The 25,879-nt window shown below is 67.0% G+C and carries 27 protein-coding genes and 1 pseudogene; 8 read left to right on the top strand and 20 right to left on the bottom strand.

Annotated elements, in window-relative coordinates:
- Positions 1 to 23 precede the first annotated feature (23 nt).
- The 7 genes from BWQ92_RS02770 to BWQ92_RS02800 all read right to left on the bottom strand — a co-directional run bounded on the left by BWQ92_RS02770 (position 24) and on the right by BWQ92_RS02800 (position 5,744).
- Positions 24 to 512 (bottom strand): hypothetical protein, encoded by a 489-nt coding sequence (locus tag BWQ92_RS02770; protein WP_076798133.1) that lies wholly within the window; start codon positions 510 to 512, stop codon positions 24 to 26.
- A 4-nt stretch (positions 513 to 516) separates the two neighbouring features.
- Positions 517 to 1,275, bottom strand: coding sequence for a 4-hydroxy-tetrahydrodipicolinate reductase (gene dapB / locus BWQ92_RS02775; protein WP_076798134.1), 759 nt, complete (start codon positions 1,273 to 1,275; stop codon positions 517 to 519).
- Between the two features lie 84 nt (positions 1,276 to 1,359).
- Complete coding sequence (locus BWQ92_RS02780) at positions 1,360 to 1,845, bottom strand: molybdenum cofactor biosynthesis protein MoaE (protein WP_076798135.1); 486 nt, start codon at positions 1,843 to 1,845, stop codon at positions 1,360 to 1,362.
- Positions 1,835 to 2,362, bottom strand: coding sequence for a MogA/MoaB family molybdenum cofactor biosynthesis protein (locus BWQ92_RS02785; protein ID WP_076798136.1), 528 nt, complete (start codon positions 2,360 to 2,362; stop codon positions 1,835 to 1,837). The genes BWQ92_RS02780 and BWQ92_RS02785 overlap by 11 nt, the downstream gene beginning before the upstream one ends.
- On the bottom strand, positions 2,359 to 2,853 hold the full coding sequence (moaC, locus tag BWQ92_RS02790; protein ID WP_076798137.1) for a cyclic pyranopterin monophosphate synthase MoaC: 495 nt from the start codon (positions 2,851 to 2,853) through the stop codon (positions 2,359 to 2,361). The genes BWQ92_RS02785 and moaC overlap by 4 nt, the downstream gene beginning before the upstream one ends.
- On the bottom strand, positions 2,841 to 4,160 hold the full coding sequence (locus BWQ92_RS02795; protein WP_076798138.1) for a molybdopterin molybdotransferase MoeA: 1,320 nt from the start codon (positions 4,158 to 4,160) through the stop codon (positions 2,841 to 2,843). Before BWQ92_RS02795 ends, moaC begins: the two co-directional genes overlap by 13 nt.
- 18 nt (positions 4,161 to 4,178) lie before the next feature.
- A complete protein-coding gene (locus BWQ92_RS02800; protein ID WP_076798139.1) occupies positions 4,179 to 5,744 on the bottom strand; it encodes a molybdopterin-dependent oxidoreductase in 1,566 nt (521 codons plus the stop codon).
- A gap of 152 nt (positions 5,745 to 5,896) precedes the next feature.
- Between BWQ92_RS02800 and moaA the strand changes: the two genes are divergently transcribed.
- The 3 genes from moaA to BWQ92_RS02815 all read left to right on the top strand — a co-directional run bounded on the left by moaA (position 5,897) and on the right by BWQ92_RS02815 (position 7,948).
- Positions 5,897 to 7,081 carry a GTP 3',8-cyclase MoaA gene (gene moaA, locus BWQ92_RS02805; protein WP_076798140.1) on the top strand — a complete coding sequence of 395 codons (1,185 nt, stop codon included), beginning with the start codon at positions 5,897 to 5,899 and terminating at the stop codon, positions 7,079 to 7,081.
- Positions 7,082 to 7,084: 3 nt separating this feature from the next.
- Positions 7,085 to 7,351 (top strand): MoaD/ThiS family protein, encoded by a 267-nt coding sequence (locus BWQ92_RS02810; protein WP_076798141.1) that lies wholly within the window; start codon positions 7,085 to 7,087, stop codon positions 7,349 to 7,351.
- 315 nt (positions 7,352 to 7,666) lie between these two features.
- Entirely contained in the window at positions 7,667 to 7,948 is a 282-nt protein-coding gene (locus BWQ92_RS02815) for a hypothetical protein (protein ID WP_076798142.1), read from the top strand.
- A gap of 25 nt (positions 7,949 to 7,973) precedes the next feature.
- Here BWQ92_RS02815 and BWQ92_RS02820 read toward each other — a convergent pair whose 3' ends face one another.
- From BWQ92_RS02820 to BWQ92_RS02850, 7 genes are all read right to left on the bottom strand, one after another.
- The gene (locus BWQ92_RS02820; RefSeq protein WP_076798143.1) at positions 7,974 to 8,453 is read right to left on the bottom strand and encodes a DUF1579 family protein; all 480 of its coding nucleotides are present in this window, start codon (positions 8,451 to 8,453) and stop codon (positions 7,974 to 7,976) included.
- A 16-nt stretch (positions 8,454 to 8,469) separates the two neighbouring features.
- The gene (locus tag BWQ92_RS02825) at positions 8,470 to 9,813 is read right to left on the bottom strand and encodes a M16 family metallopeptidase (protein WP_076798144.1); all 1,344 of its coding nucleotides are present in this window, start codon (positions 9,811 to 9,813) and stop codon (positions 8,470 to 8,472) included.
- A gap of 196 nt (positions 9,814 to 10,009) precedes the next feature.
- Complete coding sequence (locus tag BWQ92_RS02830) at positions 10,010 to 12,274, bottom strand: polyribonucleotide nucleotidyltransferase (RefSeq protein WP_076798145.1); 2,265 nt, start codon at positions 12,272 to 12,274, stop codon at positions 10,010 to 10,012.
- Positions 12,275 to 12,513: 239 nt separating this feature from the next.
- Entirely contained in the window at positions 12,514 to 12,783 is a 270-nt protein-coding gene (rpsO, locus tag BWQ92_RS02835) for a 30S ribosomal protein S15 (RefSeq protein WP_003798808.1), read from the bottom strand.
- A 179-nt stretch (positions 12,784 to 12,962) separates the two neighbouring features.
- On the bottom strand, positions 12,963 to 14,201 hold the full coding sequence (gene kynU, locus BWQ92_RS02840) for a kynureninase (protein WP_076798146.1): 1,239 nt from the start codon (positions 14,199 to 14,201) through the stop codon (positions 12,963 to 12,965).
- The gene (kynA, locus tag BWQ92_RS02845; protein WP_076798147.1) at positions 14,198 to 15,052 is read right to left on the bottom strand and encodes a tryptophan 2,3-dioxygenase; all 855 of its coding nucleotides are present in this window, start codon (positions 15,050 to 15,052) and stop codon (positions 14,198 to 14,200) included. Before kynA ends, kynU begins: the two co-directional genes overlap by 4 nt.
- An 84-nt stretch (positions 15,053 to 15,136) precedes the next feature.
- Positions 15,137 to 16,120 carry a bifunctional riboflavin kinase/FAD synthetase gene (locus tag BWQ92_RS02850; RefSeq protein ID WP_076798148.1) on the bottom strand — a complete coding sequence of 328 codons (984 nt, stop codon included), beginning with the start codon at positions 16,118 to 16,120 and terminating at the stop codon, positions 15,137 to 15,139.
- Between the two features lie 278 nt (positions 16,121 to 16,398).
- Between BWQ92_RS02850 and BWQ92_RS02855 the strand changes: the two genes are divergently transcribed.
- Positions 16,399 to 17,109 (top strand): DUF937 domain-containing protein, encoded by a 711-nt coding sequence (locus tag BWQ92_RS02855; RefSeq protein WP_076798149.1) that lies wholly within the window; start codon positions 16,399 to 16,401, stop codon positions 17,107 to 17,109.
- A gap of 24 nt (positions 17,110 to 17,133) precedes the next feature.
- Here BWQ92_RS02855 and BWQ92_RS02860 read toward each other — a convergent pair whose 3' ends face one another.
- The 3 genes from BWQ92_RS02860 to truB are packed head-to-tail and all read right to left on the bottom strand — an operon-like array spanning position 17,134 to position 18,960.
- Positions 17,134 to 17,589: a hypothetical protein gene (locus BWQ92_RS02860; protein ID WP_076798150.1), complete on the bottom strand. Its 456-nt coding sequence runs from the start codon at positions 17,587 to 17,589 to the stop codon at positions 17,134 to 17,136.
- 1 nt (position 17,590) lies between these two features.
- Positions 17,591 to 17,944 (bottom strand): hypothetical protein, encoded by a 354-nt coding sequence (locus BWQ92_RS02865; protein ID WP_076798151.1) that lies wholly within the window; start codon positions 17,942 to 17,944, stop codon positions 17,591 to 17,593.
- A gap of 2 nt (positions 17,945 to 17,946) precedes the next feature.
- Complete coding sequence (truB, locus tag BWQ92_RS02870; RefSeq protein ID WP_076798152.1) at positions 17,947 to 18,960, bottom strand: tRNA pseudouridine(55) synthase TruB; 1,014 nt, start codon at positions 18,958 to 18,960, stop codon at positions 17,947 to 17,949.
- A gap of 85 nt (positions 18,961 to 19,045) precedes the next feature.
- On the opposite strand from truB, the gene BWQ92_RS02875 reads away from it, so the two are divergent.
- Positions 19,046 to 20,209: a pyridoxal phosphate-dependent aminotransferase gene (locus tag BWQ92_RS02875; protein ID WP_172804237.1), complete on the top strand. Its 1,164-nt coding sequence runs from the start codon at positions 19,046 to 19,048 to the stop codon at positions 20,207 to 20,209.
- A 42-nt stretch (positions 20,210 to 20,251) separates the two neighbouring features.
- Here BWQ92_RS02875 and BWQ92_RS02880 read toward each other — a convergent pair whose 3' ends face one another.
- From BWQ92_RS02880 to BWQ92_RS23415, 3 genes are all read right to left on the bottom strand, one after another.
- On the bottom strand, positions 20,252 to 20,737 hold the full coding sequence (locus BWQ92_RS02880) for a nucleoside deaminase (protein WP_076798154.1): 486 nt from the start codon (positions 20,735 to 20,737) through the stop codon (positions 20,252 to 20,254).
- Between the two features lie 135 nt (positions 20,738 to 20,872).
- Positions 20,873 to 21,277 carry an HNH endonuclease signature motif containing protein gene (locus tag BWQ92_RS24155; protein ID WP_076798155.1) on the bottom strand — a complete coding sequence of 135 codons (405 nt, stop codon included), beginning with the start codon at positions 21,275 to 21,277 and terminating at the stop codon, positions 20,873 to 20,875.
- Positions 21,278 to 21,628: 351 nt separating this feature from the next.
- Complete coding sequence (locus BWQ92_RS23415; protein WP_157365088.1) at positions 21,629 to 22,396, bottom strand: DUF222 domain-containing protein; 768 nt, start codon at positions 22,394 to 22,396, stop codon at positions 21,629 to 21,631.
- A gap of 536 nt (positions 22,397 to 22,932) precedes the next feature.
- Here BWQ92_RS23415 and BWQ92_RS24160 point away from each other — a divergent pair.
- The 3 genes and pseudogenes from BWQ92_RS24160 to BWQ92_RS02900 all read left to right on the top strand — a co-directional run bounded on the left by BWQ92_RS24160 (position 22,933) and on the right by BWQ92_RS02900 (position 25,854).
- Complete coding sequence (locus BWQ92_RS24160; protein WP_236783088.1) at positions 22,933 to 23,577, top strand: IS110 family transposase; 645 nt, start codon at positions 22,933 to 22,935, stop codon at positions 23,575 to 23,577.
- A 41-nt stretch (positions 23,578 to 23,618) separates the two neighbouring features.
- Positions 23,619 to 23,957, top strand: a pseudogene (locus BWQ92_RS24675) (transposase); the annotation flags it as partial.
- Positions 23,958 to 24,732: 775 nt separating this feature from the next.
- Positions 24,733 to 25,854, top strand: a complete 1,122-nt coding sequence (locus BWQ92_RS02900) for a ScyD/ScyE family protein (RefSeq protein WP_076803469.1) — start codon at positions 24,733 to 24,735, stop codon at positions 25,852 to 25,854.
- Positions 25,855 to 25,879: the final 25 nt, after the last annotated feature.

The raw sequence follows: 25,879 nt of genomic DNA on the forward strand, positions 1-25,879 counted from the left end.
ACCAACCAACGGTGTTAGTACACCTAGCGGGCCACCGCGTCCCCGGAGGCGCGGAACAGGCGCACGGCATCGCGCATGGACGAACGTGCACGCTTCCGGTCACCGGAGGCGTCATAGGCGCAGCTGAGCCGGAACCAGGACCGCCAGTCGTCCGGTGCCGCTTCCGTTTCCGCGCGGTACTTCTCGAACTCCTGGTCCGCGGCGGCGCGGATGATCCGGCCGGCCGGCGTGCGGGGCAGGTTGTCCTCCGGCAGGCCGCCTTCGGCCTCAAGCACCCGTGCCATCTGTTCGGTCCGGGCGCCAAAGAGAAGTTCCCGGATCAGTGCCCAGGCGCCGATTACCGGCAGCACGAGATATGCAGCACCGATGGCTTTGGCTACGGGCTCGGCGTCCGTCAGCAGCAGAACGGAGCGCTGGAAGGACACCACAAGATAGAAGACCAGCAGCAGTGTGACCGCGCCCACCCAGATCTTGGTGCGGTTTGCCTTCAGCCAGCCAAGAAGCGGTTTCACTGCCTTACAGCCCCAGGTCCAGGTAACCGTCCAGACCCACCGTGAGTCCGGGATGCGCTGCAACGCTCCGCACGCCCAGAAGAACCCCTGGCATGAACGACGCCCGGTCGAAGGAATCATGGCGCAGCACCAGCTGCTCCCCCGGGCCGCCCAGCAGGACTTCCTGATGGGCCACGAGCCCGCGCAGCCGGACGCTGTGGACACGCACGCCGTCCACCTCACAGCCGCGGGCACCGGCCAGTTCGGTCGTGGTGGCGTCAGGGCTGGGACCGACGCCGGCCGCCTCGCGTTCCGCTGCCACCAGCTGCGCGGTGCGCACCGCGGTACCCGACGGCGCATCCACCTTATCCGGGTGGTGGAGTTCGATGATCTCCACAGATTCAAAGTACTTGGACGCCTTGGCGGCAAACGCCGAAGTAAGCACGGAGCCCAGGGCGAAGTTGGGTGCAATCAGCACCCCGACCTCCGGGTGGCCGGCCAGCAGGGTCTCCAGCGACTCCAGCCTGCCCAGGTCCCAGCCCGTGGTGCCCACAACGGCGTGCATGCCGTGTTCGACGGCGAAGCGGACGTTCTCCTCGGTGCTCTCCGGAACGGTGAGGTCCACGACGTACCGGGCACCGGCGTCGACCAGGGATTCGAGGGAGTCACCGCGTCCCAGCGCGGCGACGAGCTTCATGTCGGGAGCGGCCTCCACAGCTTTCACGGCCTCGGCGCCCATGCGCCCATTTGCGCCCAGAACGGCGACAGGAAGTTGTTGGGTCATGGGTTCAACACTACCGTTCGCCCGTGGGCCGGACGGAACCGGAGCACATGCGTTACCTCACGCTGAGTGTGTGCCCAGAGGCCCTTATTCCCCGGCCCCGACCCATTCCACGGTGCCGTCGCTGAAGAACTGTTCCTTCCAGATCGGCACCTGGGCCTTGACCCGGTCCACGAGCTCGGAGCACACCGCGAACGCCTGCCCGCGGTGGGCGGCGGATACAGCGCAGACGAGCGCCGGGTCACCGATTTTCAGCGGGCCCACCCGGTGCGCCACCCAGATCCGCACCGGCGGGGTCCCTCCCGCACCGTCAGGCTCCTCAGTTCCCGCCGCTTCGGCCTGTTCGGCCACCAGCTTCGCCACAAGGTCGTCCAGCACCTTCGCCGCCGTCGGGTGGGCACTGTAGCTGAGCCGGTCCACCGGCTTGCCGCCGTCGTGGTTCCGGACCACGCCGCTGAAGCTGACCACCGCGCCGGCGGTATCCGATTCCACGGCGGCGATGGCCTGGTCCACGGAGATGGGTTCGGTGCTGAGCACCGCGTGTACTACTTCGAACGATGCCTCAGTGGCCATGTCCGCCCTCCAACTGGTCGCACAGGTGCCCGATCACCGGGTCCAGGACGGACAGGCCGTCCATGACACCCTTGGGTGATCCGGGCAGGTTGATGATGAAAGTCCGGCCCGCCGAACCGGCATGCCCCCTGCTGAGCATCGCGTGAGGCGTCTTGGCCGTTCCGTATTGCCTGATGCCTTCCATGATGCCGGGAATTTCGCGGTCCAGCAGCGGCAGCGTCATCTCCGGCGTTCGGTCATCCGGGCTCAGGCCGGTGCCGCCGCTGGTGATGACGACGGCGGGTTCCTGGGTCAGGAGCGCCCGGATGGCCGCCCCCACGGGCTCGCCGTCAGGCACCACCATGACGGGATACGGCACGAAGCCGTGTTCGGTCAGCCAGTCGGTGATGACTGGTCCGGTCTCATCCCGGTAGACGCCGGAGGCCGCGCGCGTTGACGCGATGACGACGCCGGCTTTGCGCCCGTGCACCTCGCCGTGGACGTGTGCCGCCCTGGCGTTGGGGTTGGGTGTGCTCACAGGGCCCAGTCCCCGCTCTTGCCGCCGCTCTTGGCCAGCACCTTGATGTCGGTGAGGACGGCGTGCTTGTCCACGGCCTTGATCATGTCGTACACACTCAGCGCTGCCACGGAAGCGGCCGTCAGGGCCTCCATTTCGACGCCGGTCACGCCCCGGGTTTTGACGGTGGCCAGGATGTCCACGGTCTCGGTCCCGAGCTGAAAGTCGACCGTGACTTTGGAAATCGGCAGCGGGTGGCACAGCGGGATCAGTTCAGGGGTTTTCTTTGCCGCCATGATCCCTGCAACGCGGGCCACGGCCAGGGCGTCGCCCTTCGGCAGGCCGCCGGTGCCCAGCAGCGCCAGGACCTCGGCAGTACTGTGGACCGTCGCCGTGGCCGTGGCCTCGCGCGTGGTCTCCGGCTTTTCCGAGACGTCCACCATCTGGGCGGTGCCGTCGCGGCGCAGGTGCGTCAGGGCGCCGTGGTCATTTTCTGCAGTCACAGCATCCATACTTCCACTTCAGCGCCCTCGTTAAGAACGGCGGTGCCGGCAGGGACGTGCACAAGTGCGTTGGAGTGGGCCAGCGCCTGCACCAGGTGGGAGCTTTCTCCGCCCTGCAGCCGGACTGTTCCGTCGCCCTGCAGCGACCCGCGGCGGACCTGATGCTTGCCGGCCGGGGAGGACAGCGGCTGCGCCAGCCGGGCCCGGACCGCGGGCCTGGGCGCGGGTGCACCGAACAGTTCCCCGAGCACCGGCCGCAGAAACATCTCAAAGGAAACGAGGCAGCTGACGGGGTTGCCCGGAAACGCCAGGAGGGGAACGCCGTCGAACCTTCCCAGCCCTTGCGGGCCGCCTGGCTGCATGGCCACGTGCCCGAATGTTACGTCCTGGCCGTCCATGGCCTGCCGCACCACCTCGTACGCCCCCTTGCTGACTCCCCCGGTGCTGACAATGAGATCCACGGCAGAAGTGTGGCTTCGCAGCAGCGCCCGCAGGGCCTCCGGGCTGTCGGCGGAAATGCCGGCCCTCGTCACGGCCAGTCCCGCCTGCCGCAGCGCGGATTCCAGGAGGGTGCCGTTGGCATCGTAGATCTTGCCGTCGCCCAGCGGTTCCCCGGGTTCCACCACCTCATCGCCGGTGGTGACCAGCAGGACGGACAGCTGCTTGTGAACCAGGACTTCCGGCAACCCCAGCGCGGCCAGCAGGCCCAGCTGCGCCGGACCCAGGCAGGTGCCTGCGGCCAGGGCCTGCTGGCCGGCTGCGATGTCGCTTCCGACGGCGCGGACAAAGGTCCCGGCGGCCGTGGCCGGCAGTCTCACCTCGGCCTCTTCGCCGGCGGCCGGAAAGACGGAGGGTAAAGCCTGTTCAATGGGTACGACGGCGTCCGCCCCGGCGGGCAGCATGGCACCGGTCATGATGGGGACAGCGGTGCCCGGCTCCAGCGGCGCAGGACTTGCGCCCGCTGGTACCGGAGCCGCGACGCGCAGGCTCGTGCCGCCGTCGGGCACGTCCCCGGAGCGGATGGCAAAGCCATCCATCTGCGAGTTGGGAAACGGGGGGAGGCTCAGCGGCGCCGTAATGTCTTCGGCGAGGCCGCGGCCCAGGGCCTGGACCAGCGGCAGCAGCTCGGTCCGCTCCCGCGACAGCAGCGGTTCGAGGAGCTCCCTGACCGCCTGCCGGTGATCCGCGACGCTGCGGTGCGTGCTGTGGTCACCGGTGCTGTGCCCGTGCTTGCCGGCGCCCGCATCAGGGGCGGCGGCGAAGGGCTCGGCAGAAGGTACGGCAACGTCGCCGTGTGGCTGCGAATGGCTGTGCATGGTCCGGCCTTAGGTGGGCTACGTTTTCACGTCCACTCTAATGGTGTGCAGGCCCGTGGCACCGTCCGGAGCCACCGAGCGCCGTTCCTCGATCTGCACAGTGCCTTTCAGGTCCGTCGCCCGCACCTGGACCTCGTGCTCGCCGGGCTGCAGGTCAAGGCCGAGTTCCCACTGGTACCACGTGTCCACTGAGATGCCCGGGGCGAGCCGGGCCGGCTGCCAGTTCCCCCGGTCCACACGCAGCTCCACCTTCCCGACACCGGTGTGCTGTGCCCAGGCCACGCCGCCGAACATCACGTTCCCGGCCGGTACCGAGGCGCCGTTGCGCGGCACATCGATCCGGGATGACAGTTTGATGGGGCCACGCTCCGACCAGCCCCGGGGCGTCCAGTAGGCAACGTCGTCGGCGAACCTGGTGACCTTGAGTTCGGTGAGCCACTTTGTCGCGGAAACGTACCCGTACAGCCCGGGGACGATCATGCGCACGGGGAAGCCGTGTTCGAGCGGAAGCGGTTCGCCGTTCATGCCCACGGCGAGCAGCGCATCACGCCGGTCGGTGAGCACTTCCAGCGGGGTGCTCGCCGTAAACCCGTCCGAGCTCCGCGACAGGACCATGTCCGCCTCCGGTTTGGTGCCCGCCATCGCCAGCAGCTCCCGCACGGGCCAGCCCAGCCAGCGGGCGTTGCCGATCAGGTCGCCTCCCACCTCGTTGGACACGCAGGCGATGGTCACGTGCCGCTCGATCAGGGGCTTCGCCACCAGGTCCTCGAAGGTGAGCGCCACGTCGCGTTCCACCAGGCCGGTGACCTTGAGCCTCCACTCGCGGGAATCAAGCACGGGAACGGACAGTGCCGTGTCAATGCGGTAGAAGTCGGGATTCGGCGTGACCAGCGGGGCAACTCCTGCCAGTCCGATGTCGGCGCCGGCCGGAATGGGGGGTGCCGGGGATTGCGGCACGGGCAGCCGCAGGGCCCGGCGGACCTCGTTGACGCCGGCGGCTCCGCCACGCCAGCGGGTAACGACGGCGCCGCCCACCAGGACGCCGGCGGCGGTGCCTCCCAGCATTTGGAAGAAGCCACGGCGGGCCGGTGCTTCCCCGGTACCGCCGGCTTCCCCGGCACCGCCGGCACCGGCGGCAGCCAGCCGCCTGACCAGCTTGAGCAGTACGGCGATACCGATGCCGGCTGCCAGGAAGGGAAGGACGACGGCGGTTGCGGTCACCTGGGCGCGGGTCAGGACCGCGGCCAGGCCCACGATGCCGAAGACCGCAAAGACAGCGACACCCGCGAAGCGCCGGCGCAGTTCAAGGACGCCTGCCGCGGCGGCGATCACAGCGATGGTCAGCGCCATGCCGGCCAGCAGGGCGAGCTTGTCCGCCGTTCCGAAGAGGGCAACAGCCCAGTCCTTGACACCCGGCGGGACCGCATCGATGACGGCGCCGCCAAGGGCTGTCACCGTTGACAGTGAGGGACTGATGAAGCCCGCAACGAGTTCGCTGGCGATGACTCCCGTGCCTGCTGCCACCGCTCCCGCAACCGCTGCCCACAGGCGCCAGTGCCCGCCTGGCTCATGGGACCCGTTCACCCTTCCAGCATAGATTCGCCGGCGTTTTCCGGCACCGGTGTCCTCCCCGCTGTCCTCCCGCGGTCTGCCGCATTTTGCAGCCCTGCGGCCCCGCGCCAGTCACCAGGCGGGACGGATGTGATCGGCGGCCCGCGGTGGCGTAGCCTGAATTCATGAGTGTTCAGCTTGGCATCCCGCAGTTCCGTGAAGGAGGCGCACCCGTTACCGGTTCGCAGCCCCTCCCGGCTGCCGGTCCGGCCGGGGTTCCCGCCCGCCCGGCTGACGCGCCTGCCGGCCTCGCGGACCGGTACGGACGCCGGGCCACGGATATGCGGCTTTCGCTCACGGACAAGTGCAACCTGCGCTGCACCTACTGCATGCCCGCCGAGGGGCTGGAGTGGCTCGCCAAGCAGGCGGTCATGACGGCCGAGGAAATCGTCCGGATTGTGGGCGTCGGCGTGAACCTGCTGGGCGTGCGCGAACTGCGCCTGACGGGCGGCGAGCCGCTGGTGCGGGCCGACCTGGTCGACATCATTGGCGCACTGCGGCAGGCACACCCCGAACTCCCGATCTCCATGACGACGAACGGCGTGGGGCTGGACCGGAAGGCTGCCGCCCTCAAGGCCGCCGGCCTGACGCGCATCAACGTCTCCCTGGATTCGCTGCATGAGGAGACCTTTGCCAAGCTGACCCGCCGCCCGTTCCTGGACCGGGTGCTCGCCGGGGTGGATGCCGCCTGGGCTGCCGGCCTGGGCCCCGTGAAGCTCAACGCCGTCCTGATGCGGGGCATCAATGACACGGAATCGCCGTCCCTCCTGGCCTGGGCGCTGGAGCGCGGCTACGAACTACGCTTCATCGAGCAGATGCCGCTGGACGCCGACCACGGCTGGACCCGCCGGAACATGATCACCGCGGCCGAGATCCGCGAACTCCTCTCGGAGGAGTTCGTGCTGAGTCCGGACCCGCGTGCCCGCGACGGGGCACCGGCGGAACGCTTTGAAGTACGACGCCGGACGGCCGGTTCCGCTGGTCCGACCGGTGCCGCTGTGCCGGCCGGTGATTCAAACAGCCCGGTGCTGGGAACCGTGGGGATCATCGCCTCGGTCACCGAACCGTTCTGCTCCGACTGCCGGCGGACCCGCATCACGGCCGAAGGCAAGATCATGAGCTGTCTCTTCTCCCGCGAGGAGTTCGACCTGCTCGGCCTGCTGCGGCAGGGCGCCAGCGACCAGCAGCTCGCCGAACGCTGGCAGGATGCCATGTGGCTGAAGCCCAAGGCCCACGGCATGGACCACGTGGGACTCGACGCTCCGGACTTCGTCCAGCCGGACCGCAGCATGAGCGCCATCGGAGGCTAATCCTTGAACGTAAGATACTTCGCTGCCGCACGCGCCGCGGCAGGCGTGGATGAAGAGCGCTTCAAACTCCCGGCCGGATCCACGGTGGAGTCCCTGCTGGCCGCAGTACTCGACGTCGAACGCCCGGAACCTCCGGCCGGTACGCCGTCGCTGGAGAGGATCCTGGCCCGCAGCAGCTTCCTGCTGAACGAGGTGGCCGTCCGTGACCGGGCCACCGTGTTGGCCCATGGCGACGTGGTGGACGTTCTGCCGCCTTTCGCCGGCGGCTAGCCCCACCGGGTCTCCCACAACCCTCCCTCACGTTTCGTCACCTCAAACCCAACGCTCTATCACTTTTCGCCGCCTCAAGCCCAACGCACTTTCAGAAAACCCGACAGGACGTGAGGAAGCGTCTGGGAAAACCCGACAGGACGTGAGGAAGCGTCTGGGAAAACCCGACAGGATCTGAGCGTGCGGTCTGGCGTCTAGGCCTCGGAGTGGGTGGTACCGGCAGGTGCCGGGGCCTACCATGGCACTACCTCGCCGTTCACCGCGCGGATGGGCCGCGCCGGGAATCAGGCCGAGGCAGGTCAAAGGAGACCGGAAATGTTCGCCCTGCAGATTGAACACGCCGTCAAGGACTTCGACATGTGGAAGGCGGTCTTTGACCGTGACCCCGCGGACCGGGCAGGCTCCGGCGTCGTGGCTTACCGGATCGGCCGCCCCGTTGAGGACGAGAAGTACATTGTGGTGGAACTCGACTTCGAGCGCCGCGACCAGGCTGAGGCGTTCCTGGCCAAGCTGCGTTCAAGTGTGTGGGACTCCCCCGACGTCGCGCCTGCACTTGCGGGTTCCCCGCAGACCCGGGTCATCGAGCTGGTGCGCTGAGCGCACCGCCGGGTGCGGAGCTGGCTCAGGCGCGGCGGCAGACGGAGGTCAGGAATGGCTGGAAATCCTGGGCCTCCCCCAGCCGCAGCTCAGCTGTGTGAATCAGCACGCCCTGGTCAACCCGGAACGTGTGCCGGGCGGCGCCGCGGTCGCTGTGCCGCTCCACCGTGAGCGTCGAGTCGTGCCAGACACCGCGGGCCGGCGCTGCCGGTGGCCGGCCCATGCTGTCGACGTAATACCAGAGTGTTTCGTCGTGGTCGGGGTCCACGGTGAAGACCCCATGGCCCTCGAAGTGCGTGCCGTCTGGTTCGGTGTGCCGGTAGGACTGGACGACGGCGAACCCTCCGGCCGCGCGGGTGAAAGTCACCTCCGCCGCGGCGGTGCGTGCCGGACCCCACGGGGACGCGGCCAGTTCAGTGGTTCCCAGCCATCGCCCGACGAAGATCTCCAGCGCCTCGTGCGCCGTACTTGGTTGGGGCGCGGAGCCCTGCTGCGGCTGGTCCACTGTTCCCTCCGTAGGTTCAGAGCCCGAAGGTTTCCGATTCGTCAAAGGGTCCGACCACCGTCACGGTCCGGGGTGCCGCGGCCAGTTCACTGGCCAGCTCCTGGACCTGTTCCGCGGTCACGGCCTTGATGAGCCGCAGTGTCTCGTCGATGTCCTGGTATTCGCCGGAGACCAGTTCGGCACGGCCCAGCCGGGACATGCGGGAGCCGGTGTCCTCCAGGGCCAGGACGATGCCGCCGCAGAGCTGCCCCACCGCCTTGCGGAGCTCGTCGTCGGAAATGCCCCCGGCGGCGAGGTTGTCCAGTTCGGCGCCGAGGAGCTCCAGGACCTGCCGGACCTTCGTGGGCGTGCAGCCTGCGTACATGCCGAAGTATCCGGCGTCGGCGTAGGACGAGGCAAAGGAGTAGGTGGAGTACACGAGGCCGCGCTTCTCGCGGATCTCCTGGAACAGCCGTGACGACATCCCGCCACCGAGCACCGCGTTCAGCACGCTCATGACGTAGCGGCGTTCATCCGTGGCCACGATGGTGGGGCAGCCCATGATGATGTTGGCCTGCTCCACAGGCCGGGTGACCACGTGCAGCCCCGCGGTCCCGGTGATCTGTGCCCGCTCGGTGGAGCGGCGCTCCACCGGAGCCGCCCCCGGCTCAAGTGACCAGCCGGCCGAGTGGAGGGCATCCACCACAAGCCGGCAGACGACGTCGTGCTCCAGGCCGCCGGCGGCGGTGATCACCAGCTCGTCCGGGCGGTAGTAGCGGCGGTAGTGGTCCCAGACGGAGTCGCGTGCGACGGCGCGGATCGCCTCCGGAGTGCCGCCGATGGGGCGGCCGAGCGGATGCGTGCCGAGCACCGCGGCGACGAAGTGTTCGTGGGCGACGTCCGTGGGGTCGTCGCTGTCCATGGCGATTTCCTCGAGGATGACGTCCCGCTCCTGCTCCATCTCCGAAGGGTCCAGCACGGCGCCGGTGATCATGTCGGCGATGACGTCGATGGCCATGGGCAGGTCTGTGTCCAGCACGCGCGCGAAGTAGCAGGTGCTTTCCTTCGCGGTGGCGGCGTTGGATTCGCCACCTACCTCGTCAAAGGCGGAAGCGATCTCCAGGGCGGTCCGCCTCTTGGTCCCTTTGAACAGCAGATGCTCAAGAAAGTGCGTCGAGCCGTGCTGCCCTGGGGCCTCGTCGCGGGAACCGACTCCCACCCAGAACCCGATGGTGGCTGAACGCTGCCCCGGCATGGCCTCAGTTAGGACGCGCACCCCGCCGGGGAGCACCGAGCGGCGGACTTCCGAACCGCCGTCGGCTCCGTGGATCAGGGTGTCGCCGGGGTGGTTCTGCTCCAGCGGCAGGGGTACGACAGTCATCAAGGCCTTTCGGGAAGCGGAGCCAAATCTGCCTGCAATCGTACCAGCGGGCCCCGCCGTCGGCGTGGCTCCGGGGTGGGCTGTTTTGCCGCCGCAAGCGGGGTTTGGGAGCGGGTTAAAGGGGGCGGGGCCGGTGGTACAACCAACGGCCCCGCCCAAATCGGTTCCGGCAGCATGCAGCTGCCGAAGTCTGGAACTACTCGGAGGCGTCCGAGCCTTCTGCCGGAGCCGAAGCGGGAACGCGGTCGGCTTCGCCGGCGCCTTCCTCTTCAGCAACCACGGGCGACAGGGACAGCTTTCCGCGGTCGTCGATCTTGGTGATCTCGACCTGGATCTTCTGGCCCACGGAGACGACGTCTTCCACGTTGTCCACGCGCTTGCCGCCGGCGATCTTGCGCAGCTCGGAGATGTGCAGCAGGCCGTCCTTGCCCGGGGTCAGGGACACGAACGCGCCGAAGGTGGTGGTCTTGACGACCGTGCCCAGGTAGCGTTCGCCGACCTCAGGAACCTGCGGGTTGGCGATGGCGTTGATCGCGGACCGTGCTGCGTCGGCAGAAGGGCCGTCGGTGGCGCCGATGTAGACGGTGCCGTCGTCCTCAATGGAGATGTCGGCGCCGGTGTCTTCCTGGATCTGGTTGATCATCTTGCCCTTGGGGCCGATGACCTCACCGATCTTGTCCACGGGGATCTTGACGGCGATGACGCGCGGAGCGAACTCGGAGAGCTCATCCGGGGTGTCGATCGCGGCGTTGATGACCTCGAGGATGTGCAGTCGGGCCTCGCGGGCCTGCTTCAGCGCTGCTGCCAGCACGGAAGCCGGGATGCCGTCGAGCTTGGTGTCCAGCTGGATCGCCGTGACGAACTCGGAGGTACCGGCCACCTTGAAGTCCATGTCACCGAAGGCATCTTCGGCGCCGAGGATGTCGGTCAGAGCGGCGTAGCGGGTCTGGCCGTCCACCTGGTCGGAGACCAGGCCCATGGCGATGCCGGCAACAGCGGCCTTCAGCGGAACACCGGCGTTGAGCATGGACAGCGTCGAGGCGCAGACCGAGCCCATGGAGGTGGAGCCGTTGGAGCCGAGGGCTTCGGACACCTGGCGGATAGCGTACGGGAACTCCTCGCGGGACGGCAGCACAGGAACGAGCGCGCGCTCGGCCAGGGCACCGTGGCCGATTTCGCGGCGCTTCGGGGAACCGACGCGGCCGGTCTCACCGGTGGAGTACGGCGGGAAGTTGTAGTTGTGCATGTAGCGCTTACGCGTTACCGGCGACAGCGAGTCGATCTGCTGTTCCATCTTGAGCATGTTCAGCGTGGTGACGCCCATGATCTGGGTTTCGCCACGTTCGAAGATGGCCGAACCGTGCACGCGGGGCAGAACCTCGACCTCGGCGGTGAGCTGGCGGATGTCCGTCAGGCCACGGCCGTCGATGCGGATCTGGTCCTTGAGGATACGCTGGCGGACCACGTGCTTGGTCACCGAGCGGAAGGCTGCGGACAGCTCCTTCTCGCGGCCTTCGAACTGTCCGGCGAGGGAGGCAACAACCTCGTCCTTCAGCTCGTCAGCGGCGTTGTCGCGCTCCTGCTTGTCGGCGATCTGGAAGACAGTGGTGAGCTTCTCGGTGGCGGCGGCCTCGACGGCGGCGTAGACGTCGTCCTGGTAGTCCAGGAAGACAGGGAACTCGACCGTGGGCTTGGCGGCGCGGGCAGCCAGATCCTGCTGGGCTTCGCAAAGAGCCTTGATGAACGGCTTGGCAGCCTCCAGGCCCTCGGAAACGACCTCTTCGGTGGGGGCGGTGGCGCCCTGTTCCTTGATGAGGTTCCAGGAGTTGTCCGTGGCTTCGGCCTCAACCATCATGATGGCGACGTCGTCACCGGCAACGCGGCCGGCAACCACCATGTTGAACACGGAGTTCTCAAGCTGGGAGTGCTTCGGGAAGGCCACCCACTGCGAACCCTGCTCGTCGGCGACGAGGGCGACGCGGACGCCACCGATCGGGCCGGAGAACGGCAGGCCGGAGAGCTGGGTGGACATGGAGGAGGCGTTGATGGCCACGACGTCGTAAAGCTCGTCCGGGTTGATCGCCAGGACGGTGACGACGATCTGGACCTCGTTGCGCAGGCCCTTGACGAACGCGGGGCGCAGCGGGCGGTCCATCAGGCGGCAGGCCAGGATGGCTTCGGTGGAAGGGCGGCCTTCCCGGCGGAAGAACGAGCCCGGGATGCGGCCTGCGGCGTACATGCGCTCTTCGACGTCCACCGTCAGGGGGAAGAAGTCAAAGCCTTCACGCGGGTGCTTGCCGGCGGTGGTGGCGGAGAGCAGCGCGGTGTCCTCGTCGATGTACACCATGGCTGCGCCGGCTGCCTGCTTGGCAAGACGGCCGGTTTCAAAGCGGATTACCCGCTTGCCGAAGCGGCCATTGTCAATGACTGCTTCTGAGAACTGGATTTCGGGACCCTCCAAGAGAGTCACCCCCGTTTCTTTTGTAACGGAAGTCCAGCCGCATCAACCCAGTCCAGCATCTGTCTACTGGCCCTGCACCCGGTCATCGATCGAGACCCACGGGCCGGCTTCAATCAGCGAAGCTTCCCGGGGATCACTACCGAGGACCGCGAATGCGTGATGCGGTTGATCCTCCTGTTTAGTTTTTATGTACTGAAGAGGCGGCCCGTTCCGGGAGGAAAGGGCCGCCCCACACAAGACTAGCGGCGCAGGCCGAGACGCTCGATGAGCGAACGGTAGCGGGCGATGTCGGTGTTCTTCAGGTAGGTCAGCATGCGCTTGCGGCGACCAACCATGGCCAGCAGACCGCGCTGGGTGTGGAAGTCGTGCTTGTGCTCCTTCATGTGCTCAGTCAGATCCTTGATCCGCTGAGTCAGAACCGCAATCTGGACCTCCGGCGAACCGGTGTCGCCCTCGGACGTTGCGTATTCCTTGATGATGGACTGCTTTACGGCGGCGTCAAGTGCCACAATAACTCCTAGAGATGTGCCGTGAGGCCCGAGTCAGAAAATCACTGCCGGGGGTGCCGGAGCGGACTTCCACAGAAGATTCCGCATAAGACAGGACCCAGCAACCACGGACTGCAGCCGGATCCACCGCTTAGTTTACCGGCCGTATTGCAATCTTGTCGAAACGGCCACGGGGCGTCTCAGGCCTCAGGGAGCAGGTCCCGGATGGCCGCCATGCCACGGTGGAGCTCGGCAAAACCGGTGCTCAGCGGCGAAAGTCCGATCCTGATGCCCTGCGGCGCCCGGAAGTCCGGAATGACATCGCGCTCCCACAGCGCCGCGGTCACCTCACGGAAAGCGGCATGGTCAACGGTGATGTGGCCTCCGCGGCGCTCCGGATCCCGCGGCGTGGCCAGCCGCGCCCCGGCCGGCGCCAGCCAGGCGTCGTGCAGCTCCAGCGCGTAGGCAGTGAGCTGCCGCGACTTTTCCCGGATGGCGGCCATGCCGGCCTCTTCAATCAGGTCCAGGGTGCCGCGCATGGCGATCATTCCGAAGATGGCCGGCGTGCCGCTCAGGAAACCCCGGATACCGGCGGCCGGTTCATAGCCGGGTCCCATCTCGAACGCGTCCTTCCGGCCCATCCATCCCCAGATGGGCTGCGCCAGTCCGGGCAGGTGCCGGTCATTGACGTAGGCGAAGGCGGGCGATCCCGGTCCCCCGTTCAGGTATTTGTAGGTGCAGCCCGCGGCAAAGTCCACGCCCCAGGCATCCAGCTGCAGCTCCACGGACCCGGCAGAATGGCACAGGTCCCAGACCACCAGCCCGCCGGCGTCGTGCACGGCCGCAGTGATGGCGGGCAGGTCCGCGAGGTAGCCCGAGCGGTAGGCCACGTGGCTCAGGAGGACGACGGCGGTGGCCGGCCCCACAGCCTCCCTCACCTGTTCGAGGTGGACCCCTGAGGCGGGATCCGCCTCGATCCAGCGCAGGGTCAGGCCCTCCTCCTTGGCGATGCCCTCGACGAGGTACCGGTCGGTGGGAAAGTTGTCCGTGTCCACCACGATCTCCGTCCGCGCCGGATCTCCGACGGCGGCCAGGGCCGCCCGGATCAGCTTGTACAGGACCACGGTGGTGGAGTCGGCGATGATGGTCTGGCCCGCCGCGGCGCCGAGCACCGCCCGCCCCAGCTGGTCGCCGATGGCCTGGGGCAGTTCCAGCCATTCCTCATCCCAGCCCCTGATCAGGCGCCCGCCCCAGCCCTCCTCGATGAAGGCGGATATGTCTCCTGCGGTCCGTTTGAGCGGCCGGCCCAGGGAGTTGCCGTCAAGGTAGGACAGCTCGGTCTCCGCGCCGACGAACAGGTCCCGGTAACGGGCCAGCGGGTCGGCGGCATCAAGGCGGGCGGCTTTTTGCAGCAGGGCGGTCCCTGCTTCGGTAGTCACTGTCCAATCTCCGTGCGCACGGCGAACAGCTCCGGAAAGAACGTCAGCTCGAGGGCCTTTTGCAGGAACGCGACTCCGGAGGAACCGCCTGTTCCGGTTTTCATGCCGATGGTGCGCTGCACGGTCCGCAGGTGGCGGAACCGCCACAGCTGGAAGTTGTCCTCCAGGTCAACCAGCTCCTCGCAGGCCTCGTAGGCGCCCCAGTTGGCGGCGGCGTTCTCATAGATGTGTTTGAAGAGGGGCACCAGGGCTGGCTCGAACTCGTGCGCCCGGGTCACATCCCTGTTCAGCACCTCCTCGGGAACATCGAAACCCTGGCGGTGCAGGTAGGCGATGAACTCGTCGTAGATGCTGGGCGCATGCAGCAATTCCGTCAACATGGCGTGGGCCTCGGGATCGGACTCGAAGACGGGCAGCATCTTCCTGTTCTTGTTGCCCAGCACGAACTCGACGGCGCGGTACTGGCTGGACTGGAATCCGGACGAATTGCCCAGGAAGCCGCGGAATTCCGCGTACTCGGTGGGTGTCAGCGTGGCCAGCACGGACCACTGTTCAGTGAGGGTCTTCTGGATGTGCTTGACCCGCGCGATGCCTTTCAGGGCCGACCCGAGGTCGTCTTCACGCAACCACTGGGAAGCGCTGCGGAGCTCGTGGAGCACCAGTTTCAGCCAGAGCTCGGTGGTCTGGTGCTGGATGATGAACAGCAGTTCGTCGTGGTGTTCCGGGACGCTGACGGGCTGCTGGGCGCTGAGCAGCGTGGGCAACTGGAGGTAGGACGCGTAGCTCATCCGGGAGCTGAAGTCGCGCACAATCCCTTTGTCCAGTTTCCTGGTGTTCTTCTCTACCGTCACAGCGTCGCCTTCCTTGCCAATACTGTGTGCCGCGGGACCGCGTGGGGCGGGACTGCGGGGTGCGGGTCTGCGCCGTGCAGCCGGTCAGCGCTTAAACAGGATGTCGTGCGTCTGCAGGACGTCCTGGCGCATCTGCTCCACAAGGGCTTCAGGCCCACGGTACGCCACCATGCCGCGGAGCCTGGCCACGAACTCCACGACTACTGTCTGGTCATACAGATCGAAGTCCTCGATGCGTTCTTCGGGCCTGTCGATGACGTGCGCCTCCACCTGGCGGCTCACGCCGTCGAACGTGGGGTTGGAGCCAACGGAGATGGCGGCCGGCCAACGCGTTCCGGCCTCATCCACGAGCCAGCCGGCGTAGATGCCGTCGGCGGGAATCAGTCCGCTCGCATCGCTGGAGAGGTTGGCGGTGGGGAATCCCAGATCCCGGCCGCGCGCCGCGCCGTGGACCACCTCGCCCCGCATCCGGTGGGAGCGGCCCAGGACCGCGGCGGCGGTGCCGACGTCTCCCTCGCGCAATGCCTCGCGCACCCAGGTGGAGGAACAGCGGCGGTCCGTCCCGCCGTCGTCATGCAGCGGAAAACCCTCGGAGCCAAACTCGCTGATCACCAGCACTTCGAACCCGAACTTGTCCCCCAGTTCCTGCATGGTGTTCAGGTCGCCGGAGTTGCCCTTGCCGAAGCGGGTGTCGTGGCCGATGACGACGTGGCTCGCGTGGAGGCTGTCTACGAGGACCGAGCCAACGAACTCTTCGGGCGTCAGGCTGGCGAGTTCCAGGGAGTACTTCATGACCAGGATGGCGTCGAGGCCCAGTTCGCCCAGAGCCTGGAGTTTATCCTGCAGCCCCATGATCAACTCGGGGGCACTTTCCGGCCGGTGGACCACTGCCGGGTGGGGATCGAATGTCACGGCGACCGACTTGGCGTTGTTCAGCCGCGCCGTCCTGATGAGCTGGGACAGCACCTGCTGATGGCCGCGGTGGACGCCGTCGAAATTGCCGATAGTGACAACGGAAGGACCAAAGTCTTCGGGGACCTCGGTCGGATCATTCCAGATGTGGACCATCAACCTCGCCTTTTACTGCCTGCCAGAAATTGCTCCCGGCGCACTCCGGGCCGGAACTCTCTAAGGTTACCCGCAATCCCTGCCTGTCACGGACGGCAGGGACGGATGGCCGGCACGGACGGCGATGAGCGGCCGGGCGAACGGCAGTGCGGGCCTACCGCCAGCAAGTATGCCCGGTTAGGATGCAAAGGCACCGGCCCGGGCGCGTTGTCCTGGGCTTTCTCGAACGTCAAGGCAGGAACGCCCGCTTGGATGAGCGGGCCGGAAGGAGCCATGCCATGAGCGACATCCAGGAGCTTTTGGGACAGATTCCTGTCCAGCAGATCGCCTCCATGCTGGGGACAGATACGGCGTCCGCACAGGCCGCCGTCGAGGCCGCGGTGCCCACACTGCTAGCCGGAATGCAGAGCAACGTCCAGGCGCCGGACGGTGCAGCGGCGCTGGAGTCCCAGCTGGCCAGGCACCGGAACGGACTCGCTGATGGCGGCGTGGATCCGTCGCAGGTGGACACCCAGGACGGTGAAAAGATCGTTGGCCATGTCTTCGGCGGCCAGCAGGACCAGGTGGCGAACCGGCTGGCCGGAACGGCAAACCTCGGCGGAGTCGGCGGGGACCTTGTCCGCAGGCTGTTGCCGATCCTCGCCCCGATCGTCATGTCGTACCTGGCCAAGAAGGTCCTCGGCGGCGGCCAGGGTTCCGCCGGCCAGACATCCCCGGCTGGCGGGATTGACCTGGGGAGCATCCTCGGAGGAATCCTGGGCGGCGGGCTGGGGTCCGGCGGACCCGGTCCTGGCGGACCGGGCGGCGGGCACGGTTCTGGCGGCCTTGGCGACATCCTGGGCGGTATTCTCGGTGGCGGTCCGCAGCCCCGGCAGTCCCCGCCGGCAGCACAGGGCGTGGAACCAGGCACGCTGCCCGCGCCGACGGGCCCGCGGACAGTGACGCCCGGCGAGCTGATCGAGGTGGACCTGCCCGACGAGAACCGCTAGCTTCGGGATATCAGCGGGACGGAATCAAACAGCGGGGGCCGAGGGCCGCCGTCGATACAGCCAAATGAGGCCCAGGACGGGCAGGATCAGCGGAACGAAGGCATAGCCGCGGCCAAAGGCGGACCACACGGTTTCGTGGGGGAACTGCACGGCGTCGAACAGGCTCAGCGCGCCCACGATGATGACGCCGACCAGTTCCACCAGGACGGCGACCAGGGAAACCTTGAACCACGTGCGGCCAGCCTTTGCCAGCGACACGGTGGCCACGACGTAGACCACGGCGGCGAAGGCGGACAGCAGATAGGCCAGCGGGGCCTCGGAGAACTTGGTGAGGATCTGGTAGCCGGCCCGTGCGGTGGCTGAGATGGCAAAGATGGCGTAGACGGCGATGAGGAGCCGGCCGGGACCGGTGTTCCTCGTGTTGCCGGGGCGCTGGCCGGTGTGTTCGGACGTTTCAGTCACTTTACGTGCTTCTTCCACTTCAGTACCAGATCTGATTCATGCGGGCGGCCATGACGAGGGCGGTAACTCCGACGGCGGCCAGGACAAAGTTGCTCCAGCGGGTCCGTTCCAGAATGGACCAGTACACGGCCGCAACGGGCAACAGAAGTGCGGTGGCCAAATAGCCCCAAAATTCCCAGGCCTCCCCGGCGATCTGCTCCCCCGCGATGACCCGCACGATAGAGCCCAAGAGATAGATCAGCAGGGCCAGTTCGACGGCGGCCACCGAGAGGATGGTGATGTCGTTCGGGGCCTTCTTCATGATGCCCGCCGCCACGCAGATGATGGTGGACAGCAGGCCAACGCCCAGGATGATGTAGAAAAAGGCGTCCAACGCTAGGCCCGCCCGCCGCTGTCGGCACGCGAACCGTTAGGGACGCCGGCCCCTGCGTCGGAACTGCTGGATGCGCCGGAACTGTTGGAGACGCCGGGTCCCGTCCCCGGGGCGAAGACCAGCACAGGTTTGGCGAAGCTTCCGCTGTCCGCGAGTAGCGCCACCAGCGAACCGTCCGGCGCGAACGCGGCCGCGGGCTTCTCCGCCGTCGCCGCCCCCGGTGTGCCGGCAGCGGCGCCGGCCGCGATGCGCCGGCCGAAGGAAATCTCCGTGGTTTCGTCTGCACTGAGCTCGCGGTTGGGCATCAACGCCCTGGCCGCCTGGGACATTTCCAGGACTTCGAGGTCTTCGGCGAGCTGCTCGAGGGTGCGGGCCTGGTCCAGCGAGTATGGGCCCACATTGGTCCGGCGCAGCGCAGTCAGGTGGCCACCGACGCCGAGCGAATTTCCAAGGTCCCGTGCCAGGGCACGGATGTATGTGCCCGACGAGCATTCAACCGTCACGTCGATGTCCACCACATCCGTGTCGTGCCCTGCGGCGTGGTCCCGGCGGATTTCGTGAATGTCGAAGCGGTGGATGGTGACCGGCCGGGCAGCCAGCTGGACGTCTTCCCCGGAACGGACACGGGCATAGGAGCGCTCACCGTTGACCTTGATGGCACTGACGCTGCTGGGAACCTGCTGGATCTCCCCCGTCAGGGAGTCCACTCCGGAGCGGATGGCGTCCTCGGTCAGGGACGCTGCGCTGGTCCGGCTCACCACTTCGCCTTCGGCGTCATCGGTAATGGTGGATTCCCCCAGCCGGATGGTGGCCGTATAGGTCTTGGACGTGCCCACGATGTACGTCAGCAGCCGGGTGGCCTTGTTGATGCCGAGGACCAGCACGCCCGTGGCCATCGGATCCAGTGTGCCCGCGTGGCCCACTTTCCGGGTGCCGGCGATCCGCCGCATCCGTCCAACCACATCGTGGCTGGTCCATCCCTGCGGCTTGTCCACTATTACCAGTCCAGAAAGCACGCCTATCAGTATATCGGCGACGGGGAGGGGCCCTGGGCGGCGGCGCCATCGGAGCCGCCGCTGCGTCCGGCATAGGATGGCAGTCATGCCCGAGCTTTCCGCCCACATACGCGACGTCCCCGTAAACCAGATCCGCGAGATCACCGAGGCCGCGTGGCGCACCCCCGGTGCGCTGATCCTGAGTATCGGGGAGCCCGGGTTCCCGCTCCCCCGCCACGTGCTGGATGCCGGAATCGCCTGCCTTGACCGCGACGAGACCAACTACACTCCCAACGCCGGCTTTCCGGCGCTCCGCGAGGCTTTCGCCGCAAGGTTCCGCGAACTGTCGGGCGCAGACATAGGAGCGGACCGTGTTTACGTGGTTGATGGCGCACAGCAAGGCCTGCACTTTGCCATGAGCCTGCTACTGGCTCCCGGTGACGAGATCCTGATTCCCAATCCCGGCTATCCCACGTTTGCCATGACCAGCCGGCTGCTGCATGCCGTGCCCGTGCAGTATCCCCTGTATCCCGCCCACGATTTCCAGCCGCGCATCGCGGACATCGAGGCGCTCATCACGGACCGGACACGCGTGCTCGTGCTCAACTCGCCGTCGAACCCCCTGGGCGCAGTCCTCCGGGAGGACCTGACCCGGGAACTGGTGGAGCTGGCCCGCCGGCACGACCTGTGGATCATCTCGGACGAGTGCTACGAGGCCTTCACCTACGACGTTCCGCACGTGAGTCCTGCCCGGTTCGACAGCACCGTTCCCGGCGAGGCCCGCGTCTTCACATCGCTGACGCTTTCCAAGACCTATGGGCTCACCGGGCTGCGCATCGGCGCCCTGGTCTGCCCGCCCGGTCTGGAGCAGCGCATGAACAACGTCATGGAGGCCATCGTCTCCTGCGTGGCATCGCCGTCCCAGTACGCGGCGCTCGCCGCCCTGACCGGCCCCCAGGACTACGTGTCGCAGGCCCACGCGCACTACCGCGCCAACCGTGACGCCGCATCCGCTGTGCTGGCAGAGAAGGGCATTCCATTTCTCAGTGCCCAGGGCGCGTTCTACCTCTGGGCGGACGTCTCGCACGTGAGCGGCGGAAACGTCAGGGCCTGGGTGAAGCAGTTCCTCGCCGACGCCGGTGTCTCTTTTGCTCCCGGAACTGCTTTTGGTTCCATCGGCGAGGGCTGGATCCGCATAGCCCTGTGCGGGGATCAACGCGAATTGGTCGAGGGCGTGGGCCGGTTGCCCCGCAGGCATCCGGCTCCGTAGAGGGTCTCTAGTTTGCTTTGGTTTTAGTAGTCGGCAGCGGGTTTAGTAGTTGGTCCGTTCGGCGTTGCTGCGCCACGCATCGAATGGGCTGCCCGACGTCGGAACCGGAGTGTGGCTGACCGGCAGCAATTCCGGCCGGGAGCCATCGAAGTACTCATAGAAGACGGCGTCGTCAAAACCCGCCGCTGCTGCACCGTGCCTGTCGGCCGCGAAGTACACCCGGTCAATCCGCGCCCAGAGGGCGGCCGCGAGGCACAGCGGGCATGGCTCGCAGCTGGCGTAAAGGACTGCGCCACTCAGGTCGAAATTTTTCGTCTCAGCAGCGGCAGTGCGGATTGCCACCACCTCGGCATGGGCGGTGGGGTCGTTGTCCCGTGTGACGCGGTTGACCCCTTCGTGGACGGTGCCGTCGGCCGTGACCACCAGTGCGCCGAAGGGTCCGCCGCCGGCCGCGACGTTCCGTTCAGCCAGGGCCACCGCCTCGGTCAGGTAGCCGGTCACGTCTGCAGCTGATGGGTGGGCGCGCATGGTCTGATCATAGCCAGCCCGACGGGTGTGGCGGGACAGGTTTGCCCCCCGCATTCCGGGAGCCGGTGGGCAGTAGCTCACCGCCAGCCTGATTGTGAGGACAACGGATCCCTTGCATGTTCTCGCCGGCGCCCTTCATTCCCGGTGGGGGCGTGATCTGAAGTATTGGTTGCGGCGGGGTTTACGCCCCCGGTCGAGTTCTGGTGGTGGTTTGAACCAGGGGACTTCGTTGGTGACTTCGATGGTCCAGTTTTCCTTATGGATCAGGTGGTGGTGATAGCTGCAGAGGAGGACGCCGTTTGCGGTGCTGGTGGGTCCGCCGCGTGACCAGTAGGTGATGTGGTGGGCTTCGCACCAGGGTGCGGGCATGGTGCATTGCGGGAACGCGCAGCCTTGGTCGCGGGCCATGATGGCTTTGCGGATGTGGGGCGGGAAGATCCGTGAGGCGCGGCCGACGTCGAGGATGCGGCCGCCGGTGCCGAGGACGACGGGGATGAGGTCGGCGTCGCAGGCGATTTTGCGGATCGTGGCCGGGTTCACCGGCCCGCTGAACGCGAACAGGGCTGTGCCGTCGCCGGTTCGGGCGGCGTTGAGCGGACCGGCGGAGGCTGGCTGCAGATCCTGATCGCCTTGGGCCCACTGTGTGTCCAGCGCTCCTTGGAGACTGGCGGTGCTGGGCTGGCCCAGCCATTGCTCGACTCTGGCGAGCAGGTCGCGGTAGTCGATGGTGACCAGGATCTGCGGGCGGTGCCGCCGTTGGCGGGCAGGGCGTCGGTGGTGAGGGCGGTTTGGCAGGCGCCGACGAGCCCGTCGAGGCGTTTCTGCCCCTGCGACCGGTGATCCAGGTCGATTTCCGGTACACCCGGGCTGTCCCACCGGGCAAGGACAGCATCAGCATCCGCCGCCCCGCTGGTCCCGCCGCCGCCGCGCCGTCCCGCCGCCGGCGCCGTGGCTGCCATTCCCGCCATCGCCGTCGCTGCCATTCCCGTCTGCGTGTTCCGGGGCCGGGGTGCGGGGGTTGGTGGCGGTGTTCATGGCGGTGGTGAGGGTTTCGAACTGTTCGGGGGTGGCGAAGATTTCCAGGTGGTGCAGGCCGTGTTTGGGGCGGCGGATGAAGGCGCCCTGGATCTGGCGGAGCGCGGGTTCGGAGGGTTCGGGGCCGTCCTGGTCGATCGCCTCGGCCCAGTGCCGGGCGACGCGCGTGACGAAGTCGGCGTCATTGTCGATCGCCGTTTGAGTGAGTTCGTGTTCCATCGCGGCGGTGCGGGCGGGGGTGGTGAAGTGCCGGGCCCGGTCCAGGGCGAGGGTGATCGTGGTCGCGGCACGGGAGCTGACCTGGGCGGTGCTGACCGCCGTCGCGAGTTCCCCGTAGCGGGGCGGTAGCTGTTGGCCGCCGAATCCTGCCCTGGGAAGGATGGAGTCGGCCAGGGTGAGGCGGCGGCGGGCCTCGCAGGCGCTGATGCCCAGCCTGGTCCGAAGGAAATCCACGGTATTCCGGGAACCATCAGCATTGGGGTCCGCATCCGGGACGGGAACGGCGTCGGGGACCAGGGGTGCCGCGGCGGCGGTGAGGGCCGCGGTGCGGGACCTCTCCACGGCACCGGCGGCGACTACCTGCAGATGCTCCACCCTCCGGGAGAGCCGCTCCACCGCCGTCATCCCCCGAGACAGAACCCAACCCACCGGCACCGGGCCCTAAGGCCCGGTTCCCGGTGAATCCCCCCATGGCTTCCATAGACCGAGTCTGGACTGGGGGTCTGACATTTTTCGCCGCGTCATCCGGCGTCCAGCCCTCGGAAGCACTACCGTCGGGAGCCGCTCCGGTGAGCCAGCCGCCGCCGTCGATCCCTGCCACGGAGCCTGACCCACCGGCACCGGGCCCGACGGCCCGGTTCCCGGTGAATCCCCCAATGGCTTCCATAGACCTATTCTGCTCAGGGGGTCTGACAGTAATGATGAAATTGGCTTGTGCTGCCGGTGTGGCTCTGGTTCTGACTGACGCCCCCCGCGAAGGGTTTGTCTTGAAAATGATTTGTCCGGCCGTCGGCACAGGCTGCAGTAAACGCGGCGGCCAGGTGGACATGACCTCATAGGAGCCTGCTCGAAGAATCCCATTACTGTCTTGTCTGCCCACCCGGCCGGCGTGCCCCTTTGTGTCCCCACCGCACGCAACGGAAGGCAGGGCTAGCTTCATCATGGCAAACCAACATCTGAAAGTCATCGCCGGGATCGACACTCACGCCGACACCCACCACGTCGCAATCATCGACGAGACCGGCAGACACATTACGGACAAAGAGTTTCTCGCTGTGGGTTCGGGCTACCGGAGCATTGCGGCCTTCATCATCGGGTTCGGCCAGGTCATTGCCGCCGGGGTGGAAGGCACCGGCAGCTACGGTGCCGAACTCGCCCGTGTCCTGACCGGGGAAGGCATCCGGGTTCTGGAAGTCATGCGCCCGAACCGGCAGGGACGCCGGCTCAGGGGCAAATCCGATCCCCTGGACGCGTACCAGGCGGCCGAGGCTGCGCTGGCCGGCCGGAACGTTGCAACACCAAAATCCAGGGATGGCGCGGGTGGAATCCCTGCGGGTCCTGCGCGCCGAGCGGGCAACGGCCATGCGCGCCCGGGTAGCGGTCATGACCCAGATCAAAAGCATCCTCACGGCAGCACCCGAGACGCTCCGGGCCAAATACCGGCACCTGACCCGCGCCGCCATGATGGCCGCCCTGGAGAAAACCCGCCCCGCAGGGGACATGACAAAACCCGTGAACGCCACCGCGGCCGTGCTCAAACGCCTCGCCATCCGTTACCGCGCCTTGGATCAGGAAGTGGCCCGTGATCGACGCCGAGCTCGACGCGATCATCAGAATTCATGCCCCGATGCTCCGCGACGTCAGGGGCGTAGGAACGGACGTCGCCAGCCAACTGCTGGTTACCGTCGGCGATAACCCCGAACGGATCACCTCTGAAGCCAAATTCGCTGCCCTCGCGGGTGTCGCGCCGATACCGGCTTCCTCAGGAAGAACGACGCGGCACCGGCTCAGCCGCGGTGGTGACAGGCAGGCCAACAAAGCCATCCACCACGTCGCCCTGGTCCGGATGAGAACCGACGCCCGTACCAGGAACTACGTGGCTAAGCGCCAGGCCGAAGGCAAAAGCACCACCGAGATCATCCGGTGTCTCAAACGCTACATCGCCCGCGAAATCTACGACCAAATCATCCATCCGCATCCGGCACCGGACGCCGGGTCACTTCGCGTACTGCGCAAGACCAAGAACATCACCCTCCAAGCCGCAGCGGACAGCCTGCACGTCTGGCCCACCTCGCTCTCCCGCCTCGAACGCGGAATTACGCGCAACGACGAGTTCTACCAACGGTACGAAGACTGGCTCAACTCGCCGTCCGCAGAAACCGCAAAAACACCTTCTGTGTTGCGGATCCGGCCGGCTGGCGCCTAGAAGGGGCACGGACCAACGGTGACCGGGCTCGGCGCCCCGCGACCCCTGCAGTAATGACCGGGGACGCTCTGGGGTCAAGGGCGGCCGGAGGCCGTCGCGCAGCGATCGATAGACCCTTGACGCCACTAGGCAGTTCCCCGGTCACCCCTGTCACGACGCGGGGCGCCGAACCGTTGACACCAATAGGAGCATCATTATTAGTCCCCGCATTGGTGACGTCCCCGCCCAGCCGGCCACCGCCGTCGTTCCCGGAGATGGAAGCCAGCCCACCGGCACCGGGCGGCCCGGTTCCCGGTGAATCCCCCGATGGCTTCCATAGACCAAGTGTGAGCCGGGGGTCTGACGTTAATGGTCTGACATTCTTCCCCGCCGGCGCCGATGGCTCCCATAAGTCCTTGGTAAGAGCACTTGGAGAGCATCGGCCCATCGACAGGCTCCGAAGGCGGGCCTAGAATACGCGCGTCGGGGGACCCGATTTTCGGACCACATATCGGTCTCAATGTTCTGGATGCGCACCATCGACATTGGAGACGGTATGGAAAAGCAACGAGCATTTTTGGCGGCGGTCGCGGCTGCCGCACTCCTGTTGTCGGCGTCCCCGGCGGGCCATGCAGCCCCGGCCGGCGACGCGAAAGGGAGCCAGCCCGCACCGGTTGTGCTTGCGAAAGGCCTCTTGAGTCCGCTCCACCTCAGCGACGGCCAGGACGGTTCCGTGCTGGTCAGCGAGGAATTCGCGGGGCGGCTGACCAAAATCGCCCGGGACGGCAGCAAGTCGGTGGTCTACCGGGATGCAGCCTGGGATGTGGCTGGCACCGACCGCCGCGGCCGGACCATCTACATCGCCGAGAGCCAGGGCGCCGGCCCCATGGATCCGAGGCCCTTGGCCGGACACATCAGGAGCATTGACGCCGACGGCAAGCAACGTACCTTCGGCGACCTGGCCGCCCTTGAGACGAAGCACAACGCCGACGGCGGCACCAGCTTCGGTTTCAAGAATCTCCCTGCCGCCTGCGCTGCAAAACTGCCGAAGGACGTGCCCATCTCCTACAAGGGCCAGATCGATTCGCATCCCTATGGAATCGACGTCTATGGCAGCACCATCTACGTTGCCGACGCCGGAGCCAACAGCATCGTTTCGGTCGACGTGAAGTCAGGTGAGGCTGAGACGGTTGCCGTGCTGCCGGCCCGGCCGCACACCTTCACCGCCGCGGAGGCTGCGGCCCTCAAACTTCCGGGCTGCATCGTCGGGCACACCTACCGGTTCGAGCCGGTACCAACCGATGTTAAGCGCGGACCGGACGGCTGGCTGTATGTCTCCGTGCTGCCCGGCGGTCCGGAGGACCCGGCACTGGGAGCCCGCGGAGCTGTGTTCAAGATCAATCCGGACAACGGCCGCGTCAAGCTGTTTGCCGACGACGTCATGTCACCGACCGGCGTGGACATGGACGACGACGGGCACGTGTATGTCGCGTCCCTGTTCGGCAAGGGCGTGCTGAGGCTGTCTGCCCATTCCGGCAAGCAGACGGTGGTGCTTCCGGGTGTGCTCACGGCCGACGTCGACATCAGGGGCGAAACCGTCTATGCCACGGTCAATTCCCTGCCGGTTCCGAATGCGGCACCGGACGGCCGCGTCGTGAAGATGCCGCTGGACGACTGATAGAGGAGATGTTAAATGCAAGGGC

Source organism: Arthrobacter sp. QXT-31 (assembly GCF_001969265.1).
Taxonomy (GTDB): Bacteria; Actinomycetota; Actinomycetes; order Actinomycetales; family Micrococcaceae; genus Arthrobacter.